At 36.4% G+C, this 20,617-nt stretch carries 12 protein-coding genes and 1 pseudogene; 10 read left to right on the forward strand and 3 right to left on the reverse strand.

Features of this window, described 5'->3' with window-relative positions; translation table 11 throughout:
- Positions 1–123 precede the first annotated feature (123 nt).
- Positions 124–273, reverse strand: a complete 150-nt coding sequence (locus JCM14209_RS10060) for a hypothetical protein (protein WP_155830694.1) — start codon at positions 271–273, stop codon at positions 124–126.
- A gap of 139 nt (positions 274–412) precedes the next feature.
- On the opposite strand from JCM14209_RS10060, the gene JCM14209_RS06720 reads away from it, so the two are divergent.
- Positions 413–1,096: a hypothetical protein gene (locus JCM14209_RS06720; protein ID WP_025022749.1), complete on the forward strand. Its 684-nt coding sequence runs from the start codon at positions 413–415 to the stop codon at positions 1,094–1,096.
- Positions 1,097–1,143: 47 nt separating this feature from the next.
- Here the strand turns inward: JCM14209_RS06720 and JCM14209_RS06725 are convergent, their stop codons facing one another.
- Positions 1,144–1,704, reverse strand: coding sequence for an NADPH-dependent FMN reductase (locus JCM14209_RS06725; protein WP_025022750.1), 561 nt, complete (start codon positions 1,702–1,704; stop codon positions 1,144–1,146).
- A gap of 318 nt (positions 1,705–2,022) precedes the next feature.
- Between JCM14209_RS06725 and JCM14209_RS06730 the strand changes: the two genes are divergently transcribed.
- Both JCM14209_RS06730 and JCM14209_RS06735 read left to right on the forward strand, forming a co-directional pair.
- Entirely contained in the window at positions 2,023–4,584 is a 2,562-nt protein-coding gene (locus tag JCM14209_RS06730; protein ID WP_025022751.1) for a Rib/alpha-like domain-containing protein, read from the forward strand.
- 80 nt (positions 4,585–4,664) lie between these two features.
- Positions 4,665–7,178 (forward strand): MiiA motif-containing surface protein, encoded by a 2,514-nt coding sequence (locus tag JCM14209_RS06735; RefSeq protein WP_225349696.1) that lies wholly within the window; start codon positions 4,665–4,667, stop codon positions 7,176–7,178.
- Positions 7,179–7,272: 94 nt separating this feature from the next.
- Here JCM14209_RS06735 and JCM14209_RS06740 read toward each other — a convergent pair whose 3' ends face one another.
- On the reverse strand, positions 7,273–8,157 hold the full coding sequence (locus JCM14209_RS06740; protein WP_025022753.1) for a LysR family transcriptional regulator: 885 nt from the start codon (positions 8,155–8,157) through the stop codon (positions 7,273–7,275).
- Between the two features lie 250 nt (positions 8,158–8,407).
- Here JCM14209_RS06740 and JCM14209_RS06745 point away from each other — a divergent pair, with 250 nt between their 5' ends.
- The 7 genes and pseudogenes from JCM14209_RS06745 to JCM14209_RS09745 all read left to right on the forward strand — a co-directional run.
- Positions 8,408–10,033 (forward strand): malolactic enzyme, encoded by a 1,626-nt coding sequence (locus JCM14209_RS06745; protein ID WP_025022754.1) that lies wholly within the window; start codon positions 8,408–8,410, stop codon positions 10,031–10,033.
- Between the two features lie 28 nt (positions 10,034–10,061).
- The gene (locus JCM14209_RS06750; RefSeq protein ID WP_025022755.1) at positions 10,062–11,333 is read left to right on the forward strand and encodes a 2-hydroxycarboxylate transporter family protein; all 1,272 of its coding nucleotides are present in this window, start codon (positions 10,062–10,064) and stop codon (positions 11,331–11,333) included.
- A gap of 177 nt (positions 11,334–11,510) precedes the next feature.
- Entirely contained in the window at positions 11,511–12,659 is a 1,149-nt protein-coding gene (locus JCM14209_RS06755; protein ID WP_025022756.1) for a DUF981 family protein, read from the forward strand.
- A gap of 150 nt (positions 12,660–12,809) precedes the next feature.
- Positions 12,810–13,934 carry an exonuclease SbcCD subunit D gene (locus JCM14209_RS06760; RefSeq protein WP_025022757.1) on the forward strand — a complete coding sequence of 375 codons (1,125 nt, stop codon included), beginning with the start codon at positions 12,810–12,812 and terminating at the stop codon, positions 13,932–13,934.
- Complete coding sequence (locus JCM14209_RS06765) at positions 13,934–14,194, forward strand: AAA family ATPase (RefSeq protein ID WP_025022758.1); 261 nt, start codon at positions 13,934–13,936, stop codon at positions 14,192–14,194. Before JCM14209_RS06760 ends, JCM14209_RS06765 begins: the two co-directional genes overlap by 1 nt.
- Positions 14,194–17,058, forward strand: a complete 2,865-nt coding sequence (locus tag JCM14209_RS06770) for an SbcC/MukB-like Walker B domain-containing protein (RefSeq protein ID WP_025022759.1) — start codon at positions 14,194–14,196, stop codon at positions 17,056–17,058. Before JCM14209_RS06765 ends, JCM14209_RS06770 begins: the two co-directional genes overlap by 1 nt.
- 372 nt (positions 17,059–17,430) lie before the next feature.
- Positions 17,431–20,617, forward strand: a pseudogene (locus tag JCM14209_RS09745) (hypothetical protein); the annotation flags it as partial.

Below are 20,617 nucleotides of genomic sequence, written 5' to 3' on the forward strand. Positions count from 1 at the left end.
CGTTTTTTAATGTACACGTAATGTAATCGCGTGACGCGATTCCTGCGATTTTAATCGCGGGTAGTTCAAAATCTTTGTAAGCTAAGGTGTTTGAAAGCAAAGTAATGGGTTTGGCATTTTTCCCTAAACCAAGCCAATTTGATGCGAGTACGTTGGAACTTGGCTTACATCTTTAGCTTGTTGCGTCGGGCTAATATCTGCGGCCAAGGTTGTTGTTGTCAAAAGCGTACTACCAATAAGCAAGGTTAAAGTTGTTTTTAGTAGGTGGTTCATTAGGTTTTCTCCTTTCTTTTTTATTATGATATTTAATTATAACAAATTTCACGACCATTGACATTTTTAAAATTTTTGTCATTGAATATCGGCTGGGATTTCTATAAAATAAAGAGTGAGACAAGAAAGGAAAGCGGATATGATAAGAAAAAAATATAGCATTATCGTTGCGATGGCAAGTTTGATGTTGTTAGGAGTAAATCCTGTGCAAGCAGCTTCAATCAATCCGCCAGCAACCACCCTTAATGAAAATCAACCGAAACCAAATCAAGAAGATCAAGCAAACAAATCAGCTAATGAAGACAAGCCCGAGCTCATTGAAGTCAGTGAAAAAACGGCTGCAGCTGAGGAAAGTTCAAGTCTTACTTTAGATACTAAAGAAAAGGATGCTCAAAGCTCCATTGAGGATGATTTGAGTGAAGATAATCAAGCCGCGATTACTGATGCCGCAAAAGAAGGCATTCACGTCAACGGCAATCAAATTATCGACGAAAACAATCAACGCGCCAGCAACTGGGTCGCAGTCGGTTCCAAGATTATCGATAATAACGGCCAAGTTGTCCAAGGGCTAAGTGTCGATCGTCAAAGTGGGGCAGTTTTAGCTACTGACACGAATACACAAGTTAATCGCCAAACCGTCTATGACGTCATTGAAGTCAAAGCAGCCAAGCAAAAGCCCGTCTTTTTACCCGCAACGGGAGATAAAAAACAACGCTTATCGCTTTTTGGCGGGATTTTTGTCGGGATTGGAAGCTTACTAGGATTTGCAATTATCGATCACCGCAGCAAAGTCAAATTACAAAAAGATATTTTTATAAAATAAAAATAACCAGAAGGCAAGCGCCTCTGGTTATTTTCGTTATAAATTAATTATTTTGCTGACTTTTCATCAATTGCAGCTAATAAAGCAGCTGCTTGCTTAAGTAAGCTTGCTTTAGTTTCGTCGCTAACAACAAGTTTATTATCAGCCCAAGCTTCATCGTTCACACGAGTTCCAGTGAAATCACCAACAACTTGCATACGGATGAATGGAAGTAATTCTTTGAAGCTTTCAAAAACTTTGTCATAACCACCATTAGCAACAGATGAAACTGTAACTAACTTGTTGTTTAAAGCTGAAGCACCAGTTGTGTCTGATAAATCAAGTGCACGACTTAACCAATCTAAAAGGTTCTTTAAAGGACCTGGAATTGAGAAGTTGTAAACAGGTGAGAAGATCCAAATCCCATCAGCAGCTAAAACTTCATCTCTAACTGCTTGAACTGATGATAATACAGGTGTTTCAAGGTCTTGGTTAAAAACCGGAACCTTTGAGTAATCAAGGATTGATACTTCTGCTTTACCTGCTAAAAGTTCTTTTGTTTGGTTAGCTAATTGATAGTTAAAAGAATTGTGACGTTGTGAACCAACGATAAATAGTAATTTCTTCATAGATAAATACCTCTAGTTTCTACACTTACAAAAAGTAAGTCATTTATTTATGAGATTAGTATACAACGGATTTTGAAGATTTACAAACGTTTTTATGGATAAATTTTTCGGATTAAGAAATTCTTAAATAAAATCCAGTAAATTTCAATTTAACGCAATGTATTTTTGGAAACTTTAAATATTGTGAAAGGCTTATATATCAGTAAAAAACAGTCGAATAATGTTTGAAAATATTGTGAAATATTGTATAATATGTATAGAAAAAAAGATAATTTTGTTTAAAAAGGAAAACTATTAAAGAAGAGAAAGGAAAAAATCGTGCTTTCAAAAAACAACAAGCTCTACAAACAACACAAATATGCAGATAAAAAGCAACGATTCACCATCAAGAAAATGGGGATAGGGGTCGCATCCGTTTTAGTTGGTGCGACAATGATGTTTGGAACTAAGGTATCCGCAGACCAAGTGACAACATCAAATAACCATAAAGATTTAACTAGTGATACAGTGCAAGAACCAACAACAACCAGCACAAACACTGCGCAAAATCTCAGTGAATCACAAGTCTTAAACAACAACAACGAAAACAAACAAGACTTAATTTCTGAAGTAACTGATGTCACAGATACAAACACAGCAGATGAAAAGACAACAACTCAAGATGTTGCAGATAAAACAACCACAACAACCGCTACTGAAACCAAAAACGATGACGCTGCCACAGAAAGTGAAGCTTCACAAACACAAGCCACACAAGTAGAAGCGCAATCAGATGAAGCCCAAGAACAATCAACGAAGCTAGATGATCAAGATAGCACTTATGTTCCGGGTCATGGATGGTATAAGGGGACAGGGATGATTTATCTGGAAAACTATGGTCATATTGTCCCAATGACTAAAGAAAGCTATAACCCAAGTGAACTAGAGGACATCTTTAAGTACAACTTAGCTCAAGAAATTGACGGCAACATTTTCGTCATTGAAAAAGACGGCAAGGACATCGATATTGTCGGAATTTATCGCCGTAAGCAATTCGTAATTAATGAAGAAAACTTTGCTACAGCCGAAGTTGTTAACCAAATTTTAGAAATGACTAAAAAAGAACTTCGTACAATGGTGCCAACTAAATATCCTAAGTTTGGGGTTGATTTAACAAACGGTCAAACCGCAACTTATAAGATCAAAAATGTTGAACATATTACCGATAACGTAGATCGTTTCTTAGTTGAAGTTGGCCTTACTACTAAACGTTATACCTTTTTAAAAGAACTTTATGCCGATGTTGATTATCAATCAGCACCCGTCACATCTGGGCACATTGTAGTTCTTCCTGTGATGGTTCCAAGAACGGCTGAATTAACCGAGCAAAACGTCTTAGAACACGTCATTGCCTTAAACCAATTCTTAGTGCCTACAATGAAGCTTAAAGAAGGAACAATTTTACCAAGTACTGATGAAATCGGGGATAAAGGTAAGGTTAACGTCCAAGTTGACCTAAAAGATGGCTTTCAAAGTTTGGATGTTGAGGTTCCAATTAAGGTCGTTGAATCATTTGCTGATCAAATGGAATATTTTATTTCAGGAATTCCTAACTTAATTCCAGTCAAGGACCAAGACCACTTAACTGATAGTGAAAAAGAGTTGGTTTATGATGAATTTATGCAAGCCAATGCAATCTTTAAATATGAAGGTATTGCAGCCATTGTCGATGAAATTACGGTTGCTGATGACGCGACACTTAAGCTTCAATTTATTGATGGCTCTAAGCTTGTGTATCCCGGAAAATCATTAACAATTCTTAGTGATTATGATTCATACAACGACGACCGTGACGCAAGCAAATCAAACAAGGATTTATTTGAACCAACTATTAGTGGAACTCTTATTGTAACTCAAAACGATAAAATTACCGATGATATGGTGCGTGCATTTGTACAAATGCCAACTGAAGCAAAAGATTACCAAATTAACATCGTATCAAAACCTGATACCAAGACTCCAGGGGATTTTGTTGCTTCAATTCAAGTAGTTTATGCTGATCAATCAGTTGATGAACTTGAACTTCACGTCAAAGTTAACGCTAACTTAGCGGCAACTTTTAAAACTAAGTATGCTGATGAAAACGGCAATAAGTATGCGGTAATGGATATTAATAATTTAACAGATACCGACTTACAAAACCTCTATGATTTTGGGGTTAAGGTTAACAGTGATCCAACAATTATTACTAACTACCGCTTCGATCGTGAGAATCAACGATTGGTTATCACATTTAAAGATAATACGAGTTTATTAATTCCGTTGAAAAATTTCGCTACACAAGCGCAATATGAAATTCCAAGTGATTTTCCAACAGTACAACCAGGTACAATGTTAACAGTCGGTGAAATCATCGACGTTAATTATCCAACCAAGCTCGTTGACGTCAAAGATGCAAATCATTTAACGGATACTGAAAAACAAGAAGTAATTGATAACGTCCGTGAAGTTAACGCAGGGAATTTCCCGGTTGAAGGGACAAAAATTCAAGTGGCTGATAACGGTCAAGTAACAATTACTTATGCTGATACCTCAGACGATATTATCAGTCCAGATCTAGTAATTAAACCAATTGTTCAAATTACCCCTGATCAAGGCGTGCCAACTTATAATTTACCGGAACTTCCAATTAGTTCAGTTGTCACAGTTCATGGGTTAGAAAAGAAAATTGAAGTTAATGATCCAAGTCATTTAACACTTGGCGAAAAACAACAAGTTACAACAGCGATTTATGCTAATAACACGTTACCAGACGGAACGATGGTTGACGTAACTGATGGTGGGGCAGCAACATTACTTATGCCGATGGCTCGGGTGCTTTTATTGCTAGCCAGGATTTAATTATCCAAGCAGTCAAACAAGTTCCAACTAACGCTCCTCAACATCAACTTCCAACCCTTGAAATTAGTCAGCTTGTTAAGATTAACTTCCCAACCAATAAGCTTGAAGTAGTAGATGTTAACCATTTGACTTTAAGTGAAAGACAAGAAGTTTTACACTTGGTTCAAACAACCAACAAGTTACCAGAAAATACTACAATCAAGGTTGAAAGTAACGCTGATGTGACACTAACATTTACCGACAACTCCCACACTTATATTAGTGGAACTAGACTTGTCCAAGCCAAACCAAAGGCAACACCGCTTAGCCAAACAGTGGTGATTAACTTACCAAGCATTAAGCTGGAAGTTAATGATGTTAACCATTTAAGCGTTGGCGAAAAACAACAAGTTAAATCTGTTTTAATCAACGCCAACAACCAATTACCACAAAATACGGTGGTAGAGGTTGCTGATAACGCGGATGTGAAGGTTACATTTGCTGATATGTCGCAAACATTTATTAGCGGAACCAAGCTTGTGCAATCCAAACCCAAGGTAACACCGCTTAGCCAAACAGTGGTGATTAACTTACCAAGCATTAAGCTGGAAGTTAATGACGTTAACCATCTAAGTGCTGGCGAAAAACAACAAGTTAAATCTGCTTTAATCAACGCCAACAACCAATTACCACAAAATACGGTGGTAGAGGTTGCTGATAACGCGGATGTGAAGGTTACATTTGCTGATATGTCGCAAACATTTATTAGCGGAACCAAGCTTGTGCAAGCAAAACCAAAGGCAACACCGCTTAGCCAAACAGTAGTGATTAAGTTACCAAGCATTAAGTTGGAAGTTAATGACGTAAACCATTTAAGCGCTGGCGAAAAACAACAAGTTAAGGCTGCTTTAATCAACGCCAACAGCCAATTACCACAAAATACGGTGGTGGAGGTCGCTGATAACGCGGATGTGAAGGTTACATTTGCTGATATGTCGCAAACATTCATTAGTGGAACCAAGCTTGTGCAAGCCAAACCAAAGTACACACCGCTTAGTCAAACAGTGGTGATCAAGTTACCCAATGTTAGAATTGATGTTAAAGACACTAATCAATTAAGCGTTGGCGAAAAACAACAAGTTAAGTCTGCTTTAATCAATGCCAACAACCAATTACCACAAAATACGGTGGTAGAGGTTGCTGATAACGCGGATACGAAGTTCATTTTCGCTGATAACTCAACAACTTCAATTAATGGGGCTGCTTTGGTAAAAAAAGCTGAAGTTAAAGTTTCCGATAACCCACCAACAATCACTAAACCAACGATTACAATCGCTGATTTAGTGAAGGTGATTTATCCTGAAACAAAAGTCGAAGTTAAAGACGTAACGGCTTTAACTGGTGTTGAAAAACAAGAGGTTAAAGAAAGTATCCAACAATATAATACCTTCCCAGAAGGTACAAACATTTCGGTTGATGAGGATGCAACTTCAGTGATTCACTATAGTGATCAATCACAAACTAAGATTACAGGAAGCCGCTTAGTTGTCGAATTGCAAGCACCAATTGCCCAAGAGGTTTCAAAACCAGTTGCCCTAGAATTAACACCACCACTCATTCAAGCGCCGACAAAAACAACGGTTAAAAACCCAGCGCAATTAACTCAAGCTGAAAAGCAAGAAATTGTTGAAAAGGTAATTTCAGCTAATAACTTACCTGAAATCACACCTATATTTGTCGCAAACAACGGTCAAACAACGGTGATAGCGCCTGAAATTAAGGCTTCCGCGACATTTGCTAGTGAAGTGATGGTGCAAACCTTGCCACAAGCAATGCGTCCAATGCTCCGTAATGAAAGTCCATACGCAATGGCAAGTACAATTAGCATCAATATTCCAAAAGATATTAACATTAAAGTTTCGGATCGCGATAAGTTAACGGCTAAAGATATTAAAATCATTATTAAAAAATTATTTGAAAGCAATGATTTTCCAGAAGGAACTAAGATTAGAGTTAATAAAGATGGGATGATTATGATTTCATTCCCAGACGGTTCAAACACAATGATTCTTAAGAGCCAGTTGTTTGGCGAGGAAAAATTTTACGTTAAAGATTCCTCTGCCTTGACAACTAAAGAAAAACAAGAAGTGCTTGATAAGTTAGTGAGTGAAAATAATTTCCCTAAAGGAACCAAAATTGTCATTCAAGATGACGGAACAACAATTTTCACTTATCCTAACAAGATAAAAGCAACCATTGTCGGCAAGAATTTGATTAAACCAATGACTCAAGCCCAAAAAGCCGTGATTACGGTTCCTGTTAAGGTGCAAGTGGCCGATGCCAATCATTTAACCGACGCTGAAAAAGCGCAAGTTAAAAAAGATGTGCTTACTCAAAACCAAGCTGATTTTCCAAGTGGAACAAACGTTAATGTCAAAGATGATGGCACGGTCGTGATTAAATATCGTGATGGTTCAACTAAACGAATTGAAAGTCATGATATGGTGGCTGATAGTAGTTCAGAAATTGATTACTACTCGGATGTAACTAAAGAATCCCCAGCATACAAAGCACCAAAACACGAAAAGAAAAATACTGTGCTTCCATCACTATAATCATAAATCCTCTTTAAGCTTTTGCTTAAGGGGGATTTTTTGGATACAAAAAGGGCGCTAGGTTGAATATTTCGCAACCTAGCGCCTATTTTTATTAATCTAAAGAATTTAAGATATTAATGAAATTAACTAAATCTTGTGATAAAACAAGGTTCTTTGGATATGCATAGCTAGCATAGAAAGTTGTTTTTTCACGTTTAACAAGTGGAATCTTAACTAATTCAGTTTCATCATCTTCTGAAAGCGCGATATCAGATAATAATGTAATTCCCATATTTTTCTTAACCATTTCTTTGATAACTTGTACATCATCAATTTTCAAGAGCGCCTTAGCTTGATCCATATAACGGTGGTTCAAACGCTTGAACGCTTGAAGGTGGATGTTTTGTTCATCTAAAAGAATAAACTTTTCGTCCAAGACATCAGCAAATGAAATTTCTTTTTGCTTAGCTAGTGGATGTTTTCTAGAAACAACAATGTAGAAATCTTTTTCAAAAAGAGGGTTAATCACTAATTGTGTGTTTTCAAGTGGTTCTAGTGATCCAAGTAAACTTAAATCAAGCTTGCCATTTTCAAGACTTAACATTAAAGCTCGTGACCCCCCGCGGACCATTTTAATGTTTGATAAATCTTGTAGAGCATAATCCTTGCTAATTAATTGATTAAAAATATAGTTACTAATAATAGGTGGGAAACCAACAGAAACTTCAGGACGAAGTGATTGGCGTACCTTATTAATAGAAGTTTGAATTAAAATTAGAACTTCTTCCGCTTGTTTAACAAAGATTTCACCTTGTTGGGTTAAAACAACGTTACGGTGAGAAGGATCTTTGATGATTAAATCACATTGAAGCTCTTCTTCAAGACGTTTAACAGCATAAGAAATTGTGGGTTGACTAACTTCAAAATACTTAGCTACGCGAGTAAAAGACTTGAATTGGGCTAGTTGATAGAAGTATTCTAAATCCTTTAACTTCATAAAAATCTCCCCTTCGATCATAATAATTACTTATTATAACATAAAAAGGGGTGGAATAGCGTTTAGGTTTTAAAAAATATAAATTTTATCTAAAAGGCAAAGTATCAGGTAATAAAGTGGTGAGATAAAAAAGATTTAGCTTATGACAAGAATTTGACTATAACATTTAAACCGCAATATAATGCCATTGTTAACTAGCAAAAAAATTTTGCAGTGTTAAGAATACTTTAATTCAATGGAGGTGCAGCTAATGCGTGCACATGAAATTTTAAACGACCCATTCAAAAATAAGGGTACAGCATTTACAATGGAAGAACGTAAGGAATTAGGCCTTGTAGGTATCTTACCTCCATACGTTCAAACAATCGAAGAACAAGCTAAACAAGCTTACGAACACTACTTAAGAAAACCATCTGACTTAGAAAAACGTCACTTCTTGATGGAAATCTTTAACACAAACCGTACATTGTTCTACCGCTTATTCCAAGATCACGTTTCAGAATTTAACCCAATCGTTTATGATCCAGTTATTGCTGAAACAATCGAACAATACTCAGACTTGTTCGTTGATCCACAATACGCTGCTTACTTAGATACAAACCACCCAGAAAACATCGAAGAAACATTGAAGAACGCTGCTGGCGATCGCGACATTCGTTTAATCGTTGTTACTGACGCTGAAGGTATCTTAGGTATCGGTGACTGGGGTGTTCAAGGGGTGGACATCGCTGTTGGTAAATTAATGGTTTATACTGCAGCTGCAGGTATCAACCCAGAAAACGTATTACCATTAGTAATTGACAACGGTACAAACCGTCAAGAATTATTAGACAACCCTAACTACTTAGGTAACCGTCATGCTCGTGTAAACGACGAAAAATACCAAGAATTCATCGACAAGTTTGTTGAAATCGCTGAAAACTTATTCCCTAAATTATACTTACACTGGGAAGACTTCGGTCGTTCAACAGCTGCTGATATCTTAAACCGTCACAAAGACAACATCGCTACATTTAACGATGACATCCAAGGTACAGGTATGATCGTATTAGGTGGTGTATTTGGTGCCTTAGATATCAAGAAAGAAAAACTTACAGACCAAATCTACTTATGCTACGGTGGTGGATCAGCTGGTGCAGGTATCGCTGCTCGCGTTCACCAAGAAATGGTTAACGAAGGTTTATCAGAAGAAGAAGCTTACAGCCGTTTCTTCATGGTAGATAAGCAAGGTTTATTATTCGATGACATGGATGACTTAACACCAGCTCAAAAGCCATTCGCTAAGAAGCGTGCAGACTTTGAAAACGCTGGCGACATGACTAACTTAGTTGACGTTATCAAAGCTACAAAAGCAACAATCCTTGTTGGTACATCAACAAACCCAGGTGCATTTACTAAAGAAGTTGTTGAAGCAATGTGCGCAAACACAGAACGCCCAGTTATCTTCCCAATTTCAAACCCAACTAAGAAACTTGAAGCAACTGCTGCACAAGTTATCGAATGGTCAAAAGGTAAAGCATTTGTTGCTACAGGTATTCCTTCAGCTCCAGTTGAATTTGAAGGTACAACATACTACATCGGTCAAGCTAACAACGCTTTAGTTTACCCAGGTTTAGGTTTAGGTATGTTAGCTTCAGAAGCTAAGTTACTTACAGACGAAATGATGGGAGCAGCTGCTCACTCATTAGGTGGTTTCGTTGACGGTACACAACCAGGTGCACCAGTATTACCTCCATTTGACGCTATCAACGAAGTATCATTGAAGGTTGCTGAAGCTGTTGCTAAGAAGGCACAAGAACAAGGTTTAGCTCAAGCTCAAGAACAAGACATGGCTAAGGCTGTTCGCGATCTTCACTGGACTCCAGAATACAAATAATTATTAATTCCGGAGGCATTTGGGGATAATGAATAAATTAAAAGAAATCAAAATTTCAGGTGTAAGTTTACCACTTTACGCTGCTTTAGTAATTATCCTAGCAATCACAATTGCAATGGGTAAATTACCATTAAACATGTTAGGTATTACTTTCATGTTAATCGTATTAGGACACTTGTTCTACTACATCGGTGAAGTATTACCAGGGTTCAAATCATACCTTGGTGGTGGATCTGTCTTCACACTTTTAGCCGGTGCTGTTGTTTCAGCATTAGGTTGGATTCCTAAGGATGTTATTGATGCTACAAACACATTTATGAGTGATTGGGGATTTTTAGACTTTTATATCGCTGCATTAATCTGTGGTGCTATTTTAGGTATGAACCGTGACTTATTAGTTAAAGCATCAGCTAAGTTCATCCCAGTTGCTTTAGTATCAATGGTTGTTGGTGCTTTAGCAGTTGGTGGTGTGGGTGCCTTACTTGGACAAGGTTTCAGCCACTCAATTATGTACATCTCATTTGCTCAAATGGCAGGTGGTATGGGTGCTGGTATCGTTCCATTATCAAAGATTTACGCTGCAGGTTTACATGCAAACCAAGGTGCAATCTTATCAACTTTAGCACCAGCTACAACTTTAGGTAACATCTTAGCTATTATCGGTGCCGTATTTATTTCAAAGGCATTCGCTAATACTAAGTTTAACGGTCACGGGGTATTAATCCCAGTTGACAAAGATGCATTAAAGAAAACTAACCCACAATTAGATGCAAGCCGCATCGGTGTTGGTTTAATGTTTGCTTTCATGTTATTCTTAATCGGTACAATCTTGAACGCATTTGTTCCTAAGATTCACGGATACGCATTCATGATTATCTTGGTATTCATCTTAAAAGCTACTAACGCTGTTCCAAAAGAACTTGAAGAATCAGTAGTTATGTTTAACCAAGTAGTTATGACAAACTTAACACACGCTGTTTTAGCAGGTATTGGTTTAGCTATGATTGATTTATCATCATTAGCTTCAGCAATGACATGGCAGTTTGTTGTCTTAAGTTTAACTTCAGTTGTTGTAATGGGTCTTACAGCTGCTTTACTTGGTAAAGCACTTGGCTTATACCCAGTTGAAACTGCTATCGGTGCAGGTATGATCAACAACTCAATGGGTGGTACAGGTAACATCGCGGTGCTTTCAGCATCAGATCGTATTGAAATGATTGCCTTTGCTCAAATGGCAAACCGTCTTGGTGGTGCAATCATCTTAATCCTTGGTGGTATCTTAATTCCATTCTTCCACTAATTAATACGAAACTTTATATTTACTCAAAATTCATATAGTATTAATCAGCCATAAAGCTCTCCAGTAGATTTCTACTGGAGAGCTTTTTTGTGCAATAGTTATAGTGATGAAAAGTATACAATAAGTGTATATTTTATGATATAATATAAGCTCAAATATATTTGTTGGAGGAAAATAATGAGCGATATGTATTATATTGGAAGCAATATATTTGCGTTTTCATTGGCGTTAATCTTTGCTTTCATTGTGCAATTACTTATTAAAAAAATAAAAAAAGGAAGTCATGAAAGTTCTTATTCGTTGAATTTATACTTTGCAATCGGAATGATTTTACTTTCAATGACTGGATTAGGGGGAAATGATTTAGCGCTTCCTGGTTGGCTTACACTAGTTGTCCAAGTAATTTTATTTTTGATTAACAAGAAGGATGATAAAGTTGAAAAAAGAGATTACTATACCTGGGCAACTGGACTTATAAGTATCATCAGTGGAATTTACGTGATGTGCGATTACAGTACTTGGAGCTACTGTGAATTAGTAGTTCTAGGGATTTTGTGGATTGTAGTTCGCGTGTATCTCAAAGAGTATAAGCTTTGGAAATTAACAAGTTTAAGAATTTATACAACAGCTGTTTTTGCGATTGGATTAATTATGTGGGTAGTCGGATATTGTGATTGGAATTTCTCAGCTCACGTATATACCGATGAATCTGAAACTTATATTTCTAAGAAAACAGTTGAATTAACAGGGACAGCAACTCCCGATACAAAAGTTAAGGTCTACCTAGATGGCGAACATTATGATGATGTCTATGCTGATGAAGATGGTTATTTCTCATATAAAGCAGATACTGTTGGTAAGTATAAGTTTGTTGTTAAGTATGAAGGTGAAACAGACTACGATACAACGCAAGTAAAAGCATCTAAGGCATATAAGAAGCGACTTTTAAAACGTATAAATACAAATTTCTACAATACGTATTTGACATTAGGAAAAGATTGTGAAGACTTTGGAAATAATGCATTAAATACTTGGGATGAAGGAAGCGAAGATCCTGATTCAATCTATAAGCGTCTACAAGATGAAAATAAAGATAAAATAGAGAAGATGCAAGAAAAAATGTGGGAATTACAATTTAACATTAAAGTCATCAAATCATTAGATAAAGAAGCGTATGCTGAATATAAAAAATATTATGAAGATATGTATAAATTCTATAATGTATCAATCGATCCAGCTGGCTCTTTGGATGATGTTGAAGATGAATTTGGTGATTTAGACACACAAGTAGCATCTAATTCTAGAATGATGAGAGTCGAAGAATAATTTTAAAGCTCAAGCAAAAATGCTTGGGCTTTTTATTTTCGCCAAAAAAAAGACATTAATTGTCGTATCTTATCTATAGAATTAATATTAAGCGGGAAAAGAAATCTCATGTATAATAAGAGATAAGAGTCTTTCAAAGGAGGAAAGTATATGAAGTTTTTACATACCGGTGACTGGCATATTGGCAAGAAGATTAAAGAATTCGGCCTTGAAGAAGAACAACAAGCGGCCTTTGAATCAATCCGTCAAATCGCGCAAGAAAATCAAGTTGATGCAATTGTGATTGCAGGGGATCTATACGACAGTTCAAGACCAACTGAAACCGCCGTTTCCATGCTCAATCAGATGTTAATTCAACTTAACATCAAAGATGAATTTCCATTAATTGCGATTAATGGAAACCATGATTCCGCCGTGCGTTTAGGAACCGGGAGTCAATGGTATCAAGCAACCAACTTTTATTTGAATACAGAATTAAAAAAAGCCTTTGAACCAGTTGAATTTGAAGACACTGAGTTCTTTTTAGTTCCATATTTCAAAATTCAAGCGGCACGCACAATTTTTGGTAAGGATTATCAAGATATTGCGAGTGCAATGAAAGATGTGGTGGCAGCTTGCGAGGCTAATTTCACCCCAAACAAGAAACATGTCTTTGTCGGCCACTTTTTTGCGGCTGGAAGTACGCGCACAGATTCAGATACAGCAACGGAAGTCGGTGGACTGGGGGCAGTGCCGATTGATTTATTTGAAAATTTCGATTACGTCGCTTTAGGGCATCTTCATAGTAAAGATGCCTTGAGCGCCCAAATGGTCAAGTACAGTGGCTCGCCCCTTAAATTTTCTGCGTCAGAAGCTAATAATCAAAAAGGGGTATGGATTGTTGATACGGACACGATGCGAGTTGATTTTGTTGATATCAAGCCAATTCATGATTTGAAACGGATTAAAGGTAGTTTAGATGAATTAACGAGTACGGAATATAAGGTAAAAAATGATTTAGATAACAAAACTTTTGTTGCGGTAACATTAACAGATAAAGAACCCCAAGTTGATGCATTTAGCCGTTTGAGTGCCACATATCCTAGAATGTTTTCATTAAAAATGGAAGCAATCGAAAAAGATTTTGGAGGCAAAAACGTAGTTATCGATTCACCGGATAAAGTAGCCCCAACAGAAATGATGGATATTTTCTTTAATGAAGTTATCAAACAGCCATTAGAAGAAGATAACCGTAAATTACTGTTAGAAACTCTTAAAGAAGCGGAGGAAGAATAATGAAACCAGTTAAACTAACCATGAATTACTTTGGACCCTATGCCAAACAAACAATAGATTTTAATGAATTCGAAGAAACTCCGCTTTTTTTGATTAGTGGCAAAACCGGTTCAGGGAAAACAACAATCTTTGATGCGATGACCTACGCAATTTATGGCGAAACTTCGGGAGTTAGTCGTAAAGGTGAAGAAATGCGATCAGAATTCGCAAGTCCAAGTGAGCCAACGTATGTTGAGTTTGAATTTGAACACCAAGGCTAATGTATTACATCAAAAGGAGCCCAGCACAACAACTTAAAGGAAAACGCGGCGATAAGCTCGTTAATAACGGGGCTAAGGTCGAATTAGTTTATCGTGACGTTAATGGTGAAAAGCAAAGTTTAGAAAAGAAAACGGATGTTCAAAAATTCTTAGCTGATTTAATCAAGTTAAACGCCAAGCAATTTCGCCAAGTCATGATTTTACCACAAGGCCAGTTCCGAGATTTCTTAGCAGCAAGTTCAACTGAGAAAGAAGAAGTTTTGGCGGAAATTTTTGATACGTCATTTTATCATAAGTGGGGTCAAATTGTTGCGGACAAATACAAGAATTATTTAGAACAAGTTAAGGATTCTAAAAAGGCGCTTGAAGTTCATCAAGAATCAATCCAAGAAGCATTTGGGATTGAAGCAACTGAAGACTACGCTAAATGGAAAATTCAAGTGGAAGCGTTAATGAGTGAGCTTGATAAAAAAGAAATGACACTAAAAGAACAAATTACGACGCTTAATCAAGAAAAAACAAAGATTCAAGAAGTTTTAGCAGTAAAAAAAGGACTCCAAGATCAATTTGATATGCTGCAAGCATATGAGAAAAGATTGGATGAATTAGAAAAATTAGTTCCACAAATTGAACAAACAAAAGCGCAAATTACCTTGTATAAATGGGCTAGAAATACAGAGGTAAGTTGGAACAAATACGAGCACACACGCATACAATATACAAATTTAGAACAAGATATTAAAGTTGTAATGAGCGATCGCCAAAAACTAGCGCTTTATACGGAATCGCTAAAAAAACAAGCGGAACAACTTGCCCAACAAAAAGAAGCGATTGAAAGCTTAAAAGAAGAAACGATGCTTTTAGAAAGTAAAGTTGAGGCCTATCAAAGTTATACCCCCTTACTAAAAGATGTCCATGATGCACAAGATAACTTTAATAAGCAACAAAATGAGTTAAATAAAAGAACAACTTTGCTTACCCAATTAAAAACGGAAAAAGAAAATCATGAACAGGAATTAGAACAATATCAAGAGCTAGAAGCAAAGCGGCTTGAATTAGTAAATGTCCAAAATAAATTGGAAAGAATCGCTGAAATTTTAAAAGAAGCAGACGAATTTTCTCAAAAGTATCAAGCACAAGAACAAAAGCTTTTGAATTTAACCAAGCAATTGACAGAAGTTACAAAAGATGCACAGTTAAGTACAAAACAAGCAGAATTACTTGAAGCGGCGTTTATGGAAAATCAAGCAGGGATACTTGCACATAATTTGAAAGATGGTCAAGCATGTCCAGTTTGTGGGAGCATCGAACATCCTAAATTAGCTCAATTAGTTGACGCAGTTCAAGAAGATGAAGTTAAACGCGCTAAGCAAATGGCTCAAAAAGCTCAAAATTTAGAAAGCGAACTCCAAGCCAAAGTACAAGCAGAAACTGACAATCGAGCAACCATTATGCAAAGTCTCGATGACAAGTTAAGCAAGTTAGCAGAATTAAACGAAGCGCCGCGTAATCTAGCAGGTTACCACCAGGATTTTCGAGAAAAAGCCCAACGCTTCAAGCAACAAAAACTCACCCTTGAAAATCAAGGCGCTAAACTTAATCAACTCAATCAACAAATCGAAGTTCTTGATAAGCGCATTGTACACGGAGAAAAAAGTGTTGCTGATCAAACACAACTCTTCCATGAAAGCGAATTAAACTTCAAGCAAGTTCAAACGAGATTAATGGGTGTTAAGCAGATGCTATTGCCTAAATATGCCACGGAAGCTGATTTAAACCAAGCAATTATAGCTAATCATGAGCAAATTAAGCAATATGAACAATCAGAAACTGAAGTTCAAGAAAAACTTAAGCAAGCTCAAGAAAAACAAAGTGAGCTTGATGGCAAGAAAAATACCATGTTTGATCGCATGGAAGACTTAAAGATAGACTACCAAAAAGATGAGCAAGAATTTGAAGAAAAATTCGCTACATGTCCGCAAGAAGGCATTGATCCAAAAAGTTTTGAAGAGATCTTACGAGATAGTCAGCAACTTGAAGAATTTGAAATGCAGATTAAAGCACATGAAACTAACGTCCAAACGGTTAAAGCACAGATTAAAGATGTAAAAATAACAATTGGCGAAAATGACACGCCAGATACAAGTCAAGAACAAGCCGAATTATCAGAGCTTGAAGCAAAAATTGCAGATCAAGAAGCTAAACGCAATCAATTACAAGCTAAGAAATTAACGGTGGCTGATAACTACAAGAAATTTAATGATGTCTTTGATAAAAATGCCAAGCAAAATGAACTTGCAGGCAAGTGGAATTATCTTAACAATGCCATTAACGGTAAGGGAAACTCCAAGGAAGGCAATACCTTGAGTTTAGAACGCTTTGCTTTGCAGCAATATTTTCAAAAAGTTCTCAGTGCGGCTAATAAACGGTTTAATACCTTAACTGAGGGTAGATATATGTTGCGCTTAAAAGAGGGTCAAGGAACCTCTGCCAAACGTACAGGATTAGAGTTAGGAGTCTATGAATCATATTCAGGGAAAATTAGAGATGTCGCAACTTTATCTGGCGGTGAAGGATTTATAGCTGCCTTATCTTTAGCTCTTGGTTTAGGAGAAGTTATCCAAATTGAAAATGGGGGCCTTGAATTAGGAGCGCTCTTTGTTGATGAAGGTTTTGGGAGCCTTGATCAAGATAGCTTGGATAAAGCAATTCAAGCACTGCAATCAATTGATGGCAAGAACCGAATGATTGGGATTATTTCTCATGTTACAGAATTACAAGAAAGAATTGGCGATCAACTACAAGTTACTTCAGCTCAAGGAAAGAGTAAAGTCGTTGTCGCACATAACGCTGGAATTTATTAAGAAAAAAGCCTTTGGAATGACGTTTCCAAAGGTTTTTTTGTGTTCATTTTGTGTAAAATATATTATTTGATTATGTTTTTGGTTATTAAAACATTGTATTCTAGGTTATATGTGATATACTTTATGTGAAAAAGTTAAGTATAAATAAAAGCGATAAAAATTTGAAAAGTGTAATGAGGATAAGACTATGAGAAGAAGGAAATATTTTAACGAAGCAATTACGCGAGATGAGTCGCGAATCAAAATGTACAAAACCAAGAAAGGTTGGATGGCAAGTACCATTAAGACGGTTTGGACAATGATGTTCACGCGTAATTTAGAAGATACAACCTTTAGAATTAGTAATGAAAGTACATTAAAAGCCTTACTGCGATGGGAACCGTTTTTGGTGGTGCTGTGGGGGTGCAAATAAAGGCAAATGCTGATGAAATAAGTATTCCGGCAATTGAAAAGCAAACATCTGAACAAACATTGGTAAATGCTAGTACAGTAACACAAGACTCAGTTAGCCAATCTACCGAAAATAGTAATGCTTCTGAAAGTGAATCGACGACGGAAAAAACATCAATGAGCCAAAATTCGGTATCTACTACAAGTACAAGTGAAAATTCAAAAGAATTGGCGAGCGCTACTACTAGTGATAGTCAAAGTGAAGCTACAAGTCAGTTAAATACAACAAATGTAGCTAGTTTGGATTTAACTTTAGATACGACAAGTTTGGCAAATTCGATTAAAGATGTAAAACTTGTAGCCAATGCAAATCTTGATGTATCACAAGTTATTGGGGATGTTGTAGACAAATTAACGCCAGAGGGATTAGGCGCAAATCTTGCAGTGGATGAAAATGCAACAAGTAAGTCAATAAGTAAAGCAGAAGTAGAATCAGCAAGTGCGTCAACAAGTAAAGCAGAAGCAGAATCAAAAAGTACGTCAACAAGTGCATTAGCAAGTGCGTCAAAAAGTACGTCAACAATTGCGTCAGCAAGTGCGTTAACAAGTGCGGTAAAAAGTAAATCAATAGTAGAATCAGCATCAGCAAGTGCGGCAACAAGTAAATCAGAATCAGAATCAGCAAGTATTTCATCTTTAAGTAATTCTGCAAGTGAATCTGCTGAGAAATCAAACTCACTTTCAAAGCAACAATCTGAAAGTATAAGTACAAGTGTTAAGGGTTCAACCAGTTTTAGCGCTATTGATAAAACAAATGAAGTACAAGAACAAGTATCAAAATATTCTAATTCAACTAAAGAGTTTGAAAGTCTATCTATCTCTGTTTCGGATAGCTTATCGAATTCGTTACATAGCCAACAAGAGTATGTGTCAGAATTAAATGATTCTGCGTTAACAAGTGCGTTTTATTCTGAATTTGAAATGGATAATAATTCACATAATGCGGAAAGTTTTACTGAAACTTCACTAAGTAATTTTAAAAAGGGAATATACAGTTTAACTCCTGAAGAAATTCATGATTCTAAAAGTATAGAAAATGAATATAATTCATATAAGAGTGAAGATACACAAAACTCTAACAATGCAAGTAAGTCACTTTTAGAACATTTAGCGAGTGATAGCACACAAAGTCAAACAGAATCAGAAAAATTATCTGATGTGTTATCAATGATGTCTCTTAAAACATCATTAAAAGATACAGCAAGTAAATCAACAAAAGAATCTAATTCAACTTCAACAGAAGTTTCAGATTCAGCTAGCCAATCACTAGCCCAAAGTGAATCAGAATCATACAAAAACTACGCAAATGAAGTTCAAAGTCAAGTATCAGAACACTCAGTATCAACTGAAGAATACCAATCAGTATCAGAAGCAGTATCAAAGAGCTTGGAAACATCGAAGTCAGAAGCCGACTCAGTGATGAATTCTGCAAGTGACTCAGCATCAACTTCAAGAAGCGAAAGTGAATCAGTAGTTGAATTAGCAAGCCAATCAGTAAGCAAGTCAACATTAGAATCACAAAGCAAGAGCGAAAGTGGTGTAACAAGTTTAGATTCTAAAGAAAAAAGCGAAAGTGAATCAGTTAAAGCTAAATTAGAATCACGTAGTAACTCAGTGAAGTCAGCAAGTCAAAGTGCTTCAGAATCAGTAAATGATCGCCAAAGCACAACGGAAGCACAATCAAAACAAGCATCAGAAAGCTTATCAAAATATTGGAATGACTCAGCATCAACAAGCGCAAGCAAGTCAACTGAAGAATCAAACTCAACATCGACAGAAGTATCAGATTCAGCAAATCAATCACTAGCGCAAAGTGAATCTGAATCATACAAGAACTACGCAAATGAAGTTAAAAGTCAAGTATCAGAACACTCAGTATCAACTGAAGAATTTAAATCAGTGTCAGAAGCAGTATCTAATAGTTTGGCAACTTCAAAATCAGAAGCAGATTCAGTAATGAGTTCAGTAAGTGAAAGTGCCTCAAATTCACTTGAAACAAGCGAATCATTAGTTGAATCAATTAGTACTTCAGCAAGTAAGTCAACAGTTGAATCACAAAGCAAGAGCGAAAGTGGCGTAACAAGTTTAACTTCTGAAGAAGAAAACCAAAGTAATGCGGCTAAATCAACATCAGAAGTACAAAGTGAATCTGTTAAGAAAGCAAGCGAAAAGGCAAGTCAATCAGTAAATAATCGCCAAAGTACAACAGAAACGCAATCAGTTAAAGCATCAGAAAGCTTATCAAGCTATTGGCATGACTCAGCATCAATAAGCGCAAGCAAGTCAGCTGAAGAATCAAACTCAACATCGACAGAAGTATCAGATTCAGCAAATCAATCACTAGACCAAAGTGAATCTGAATCTTATAAAGATTATGCAAGTGAAGTCCAAAGTCAAGTATCAGAACACACAGTATCAACTGAAGAATTTAAATCAGTGTCAGAAGCAGTATCTAATAGTTTGGCAACTTCAAAATCACAAGCAGATTCAGTAATGAGTTCAGTAAGTGAAAGTGCCTCAAATTCACTTGAAACAAGCGAATCATTGGTTGAATCAATTAGTACTTCAGCAAGTAAGTCAACAGTTGAATCACAAAGCGAGAGTGAAGCTGGAGTAACAAGTTTAACTGCAGAAGAAAAACAACAAAGTAATGCGGCTAAGTTAGCATCAGAAGCACAAAGTGAATCTGTTAAGACAGCAAGCGAAAAGGCAAGTCAATCAGTAAATGATCGCCAAAACACAACTGAATCAGCATCAACAAGTGCATCAGAAAGCTTATCAAAATATTGGCATGACTCAGCATCAACAAGCGCAAGCAAGTCAACTGAAGAATCAAACTCAGCTTCAACAGAAGCTTCAGAATCAGCAAATCAATCACTAGACCAAAGTGAATCAGAATCTTATAAAGATTACGCAAATAAAGTGCAAAGCCAAGTATCAGAACACTCAGTATCAACTGATGAATTTAAATCAGTGTCAGAAGCAGTTTCAAAAAGTTTGGCAACTTCAAAATCGCAAGCAGATTCAGTAATGAGTTTAGTAAGTGAAAGTGCCTCAACATCCCTTGAAACAAGCAAATCTGAAGTAGAATCATTATCAGAAAGTGCAA

Origin of the sequence: Ligilactobacillus hayakitensis DSM 18933 = JCM 14209 (assembly GCF_000615845.1) — a bacterium.
Classification (GTDB): domain Bacteria; phylum Bacillota; class Bacilli; order Lactobacillales; family Lactobacillaceae; genus Ligilactobacillus; species Ligilactobacillus hayakitensis.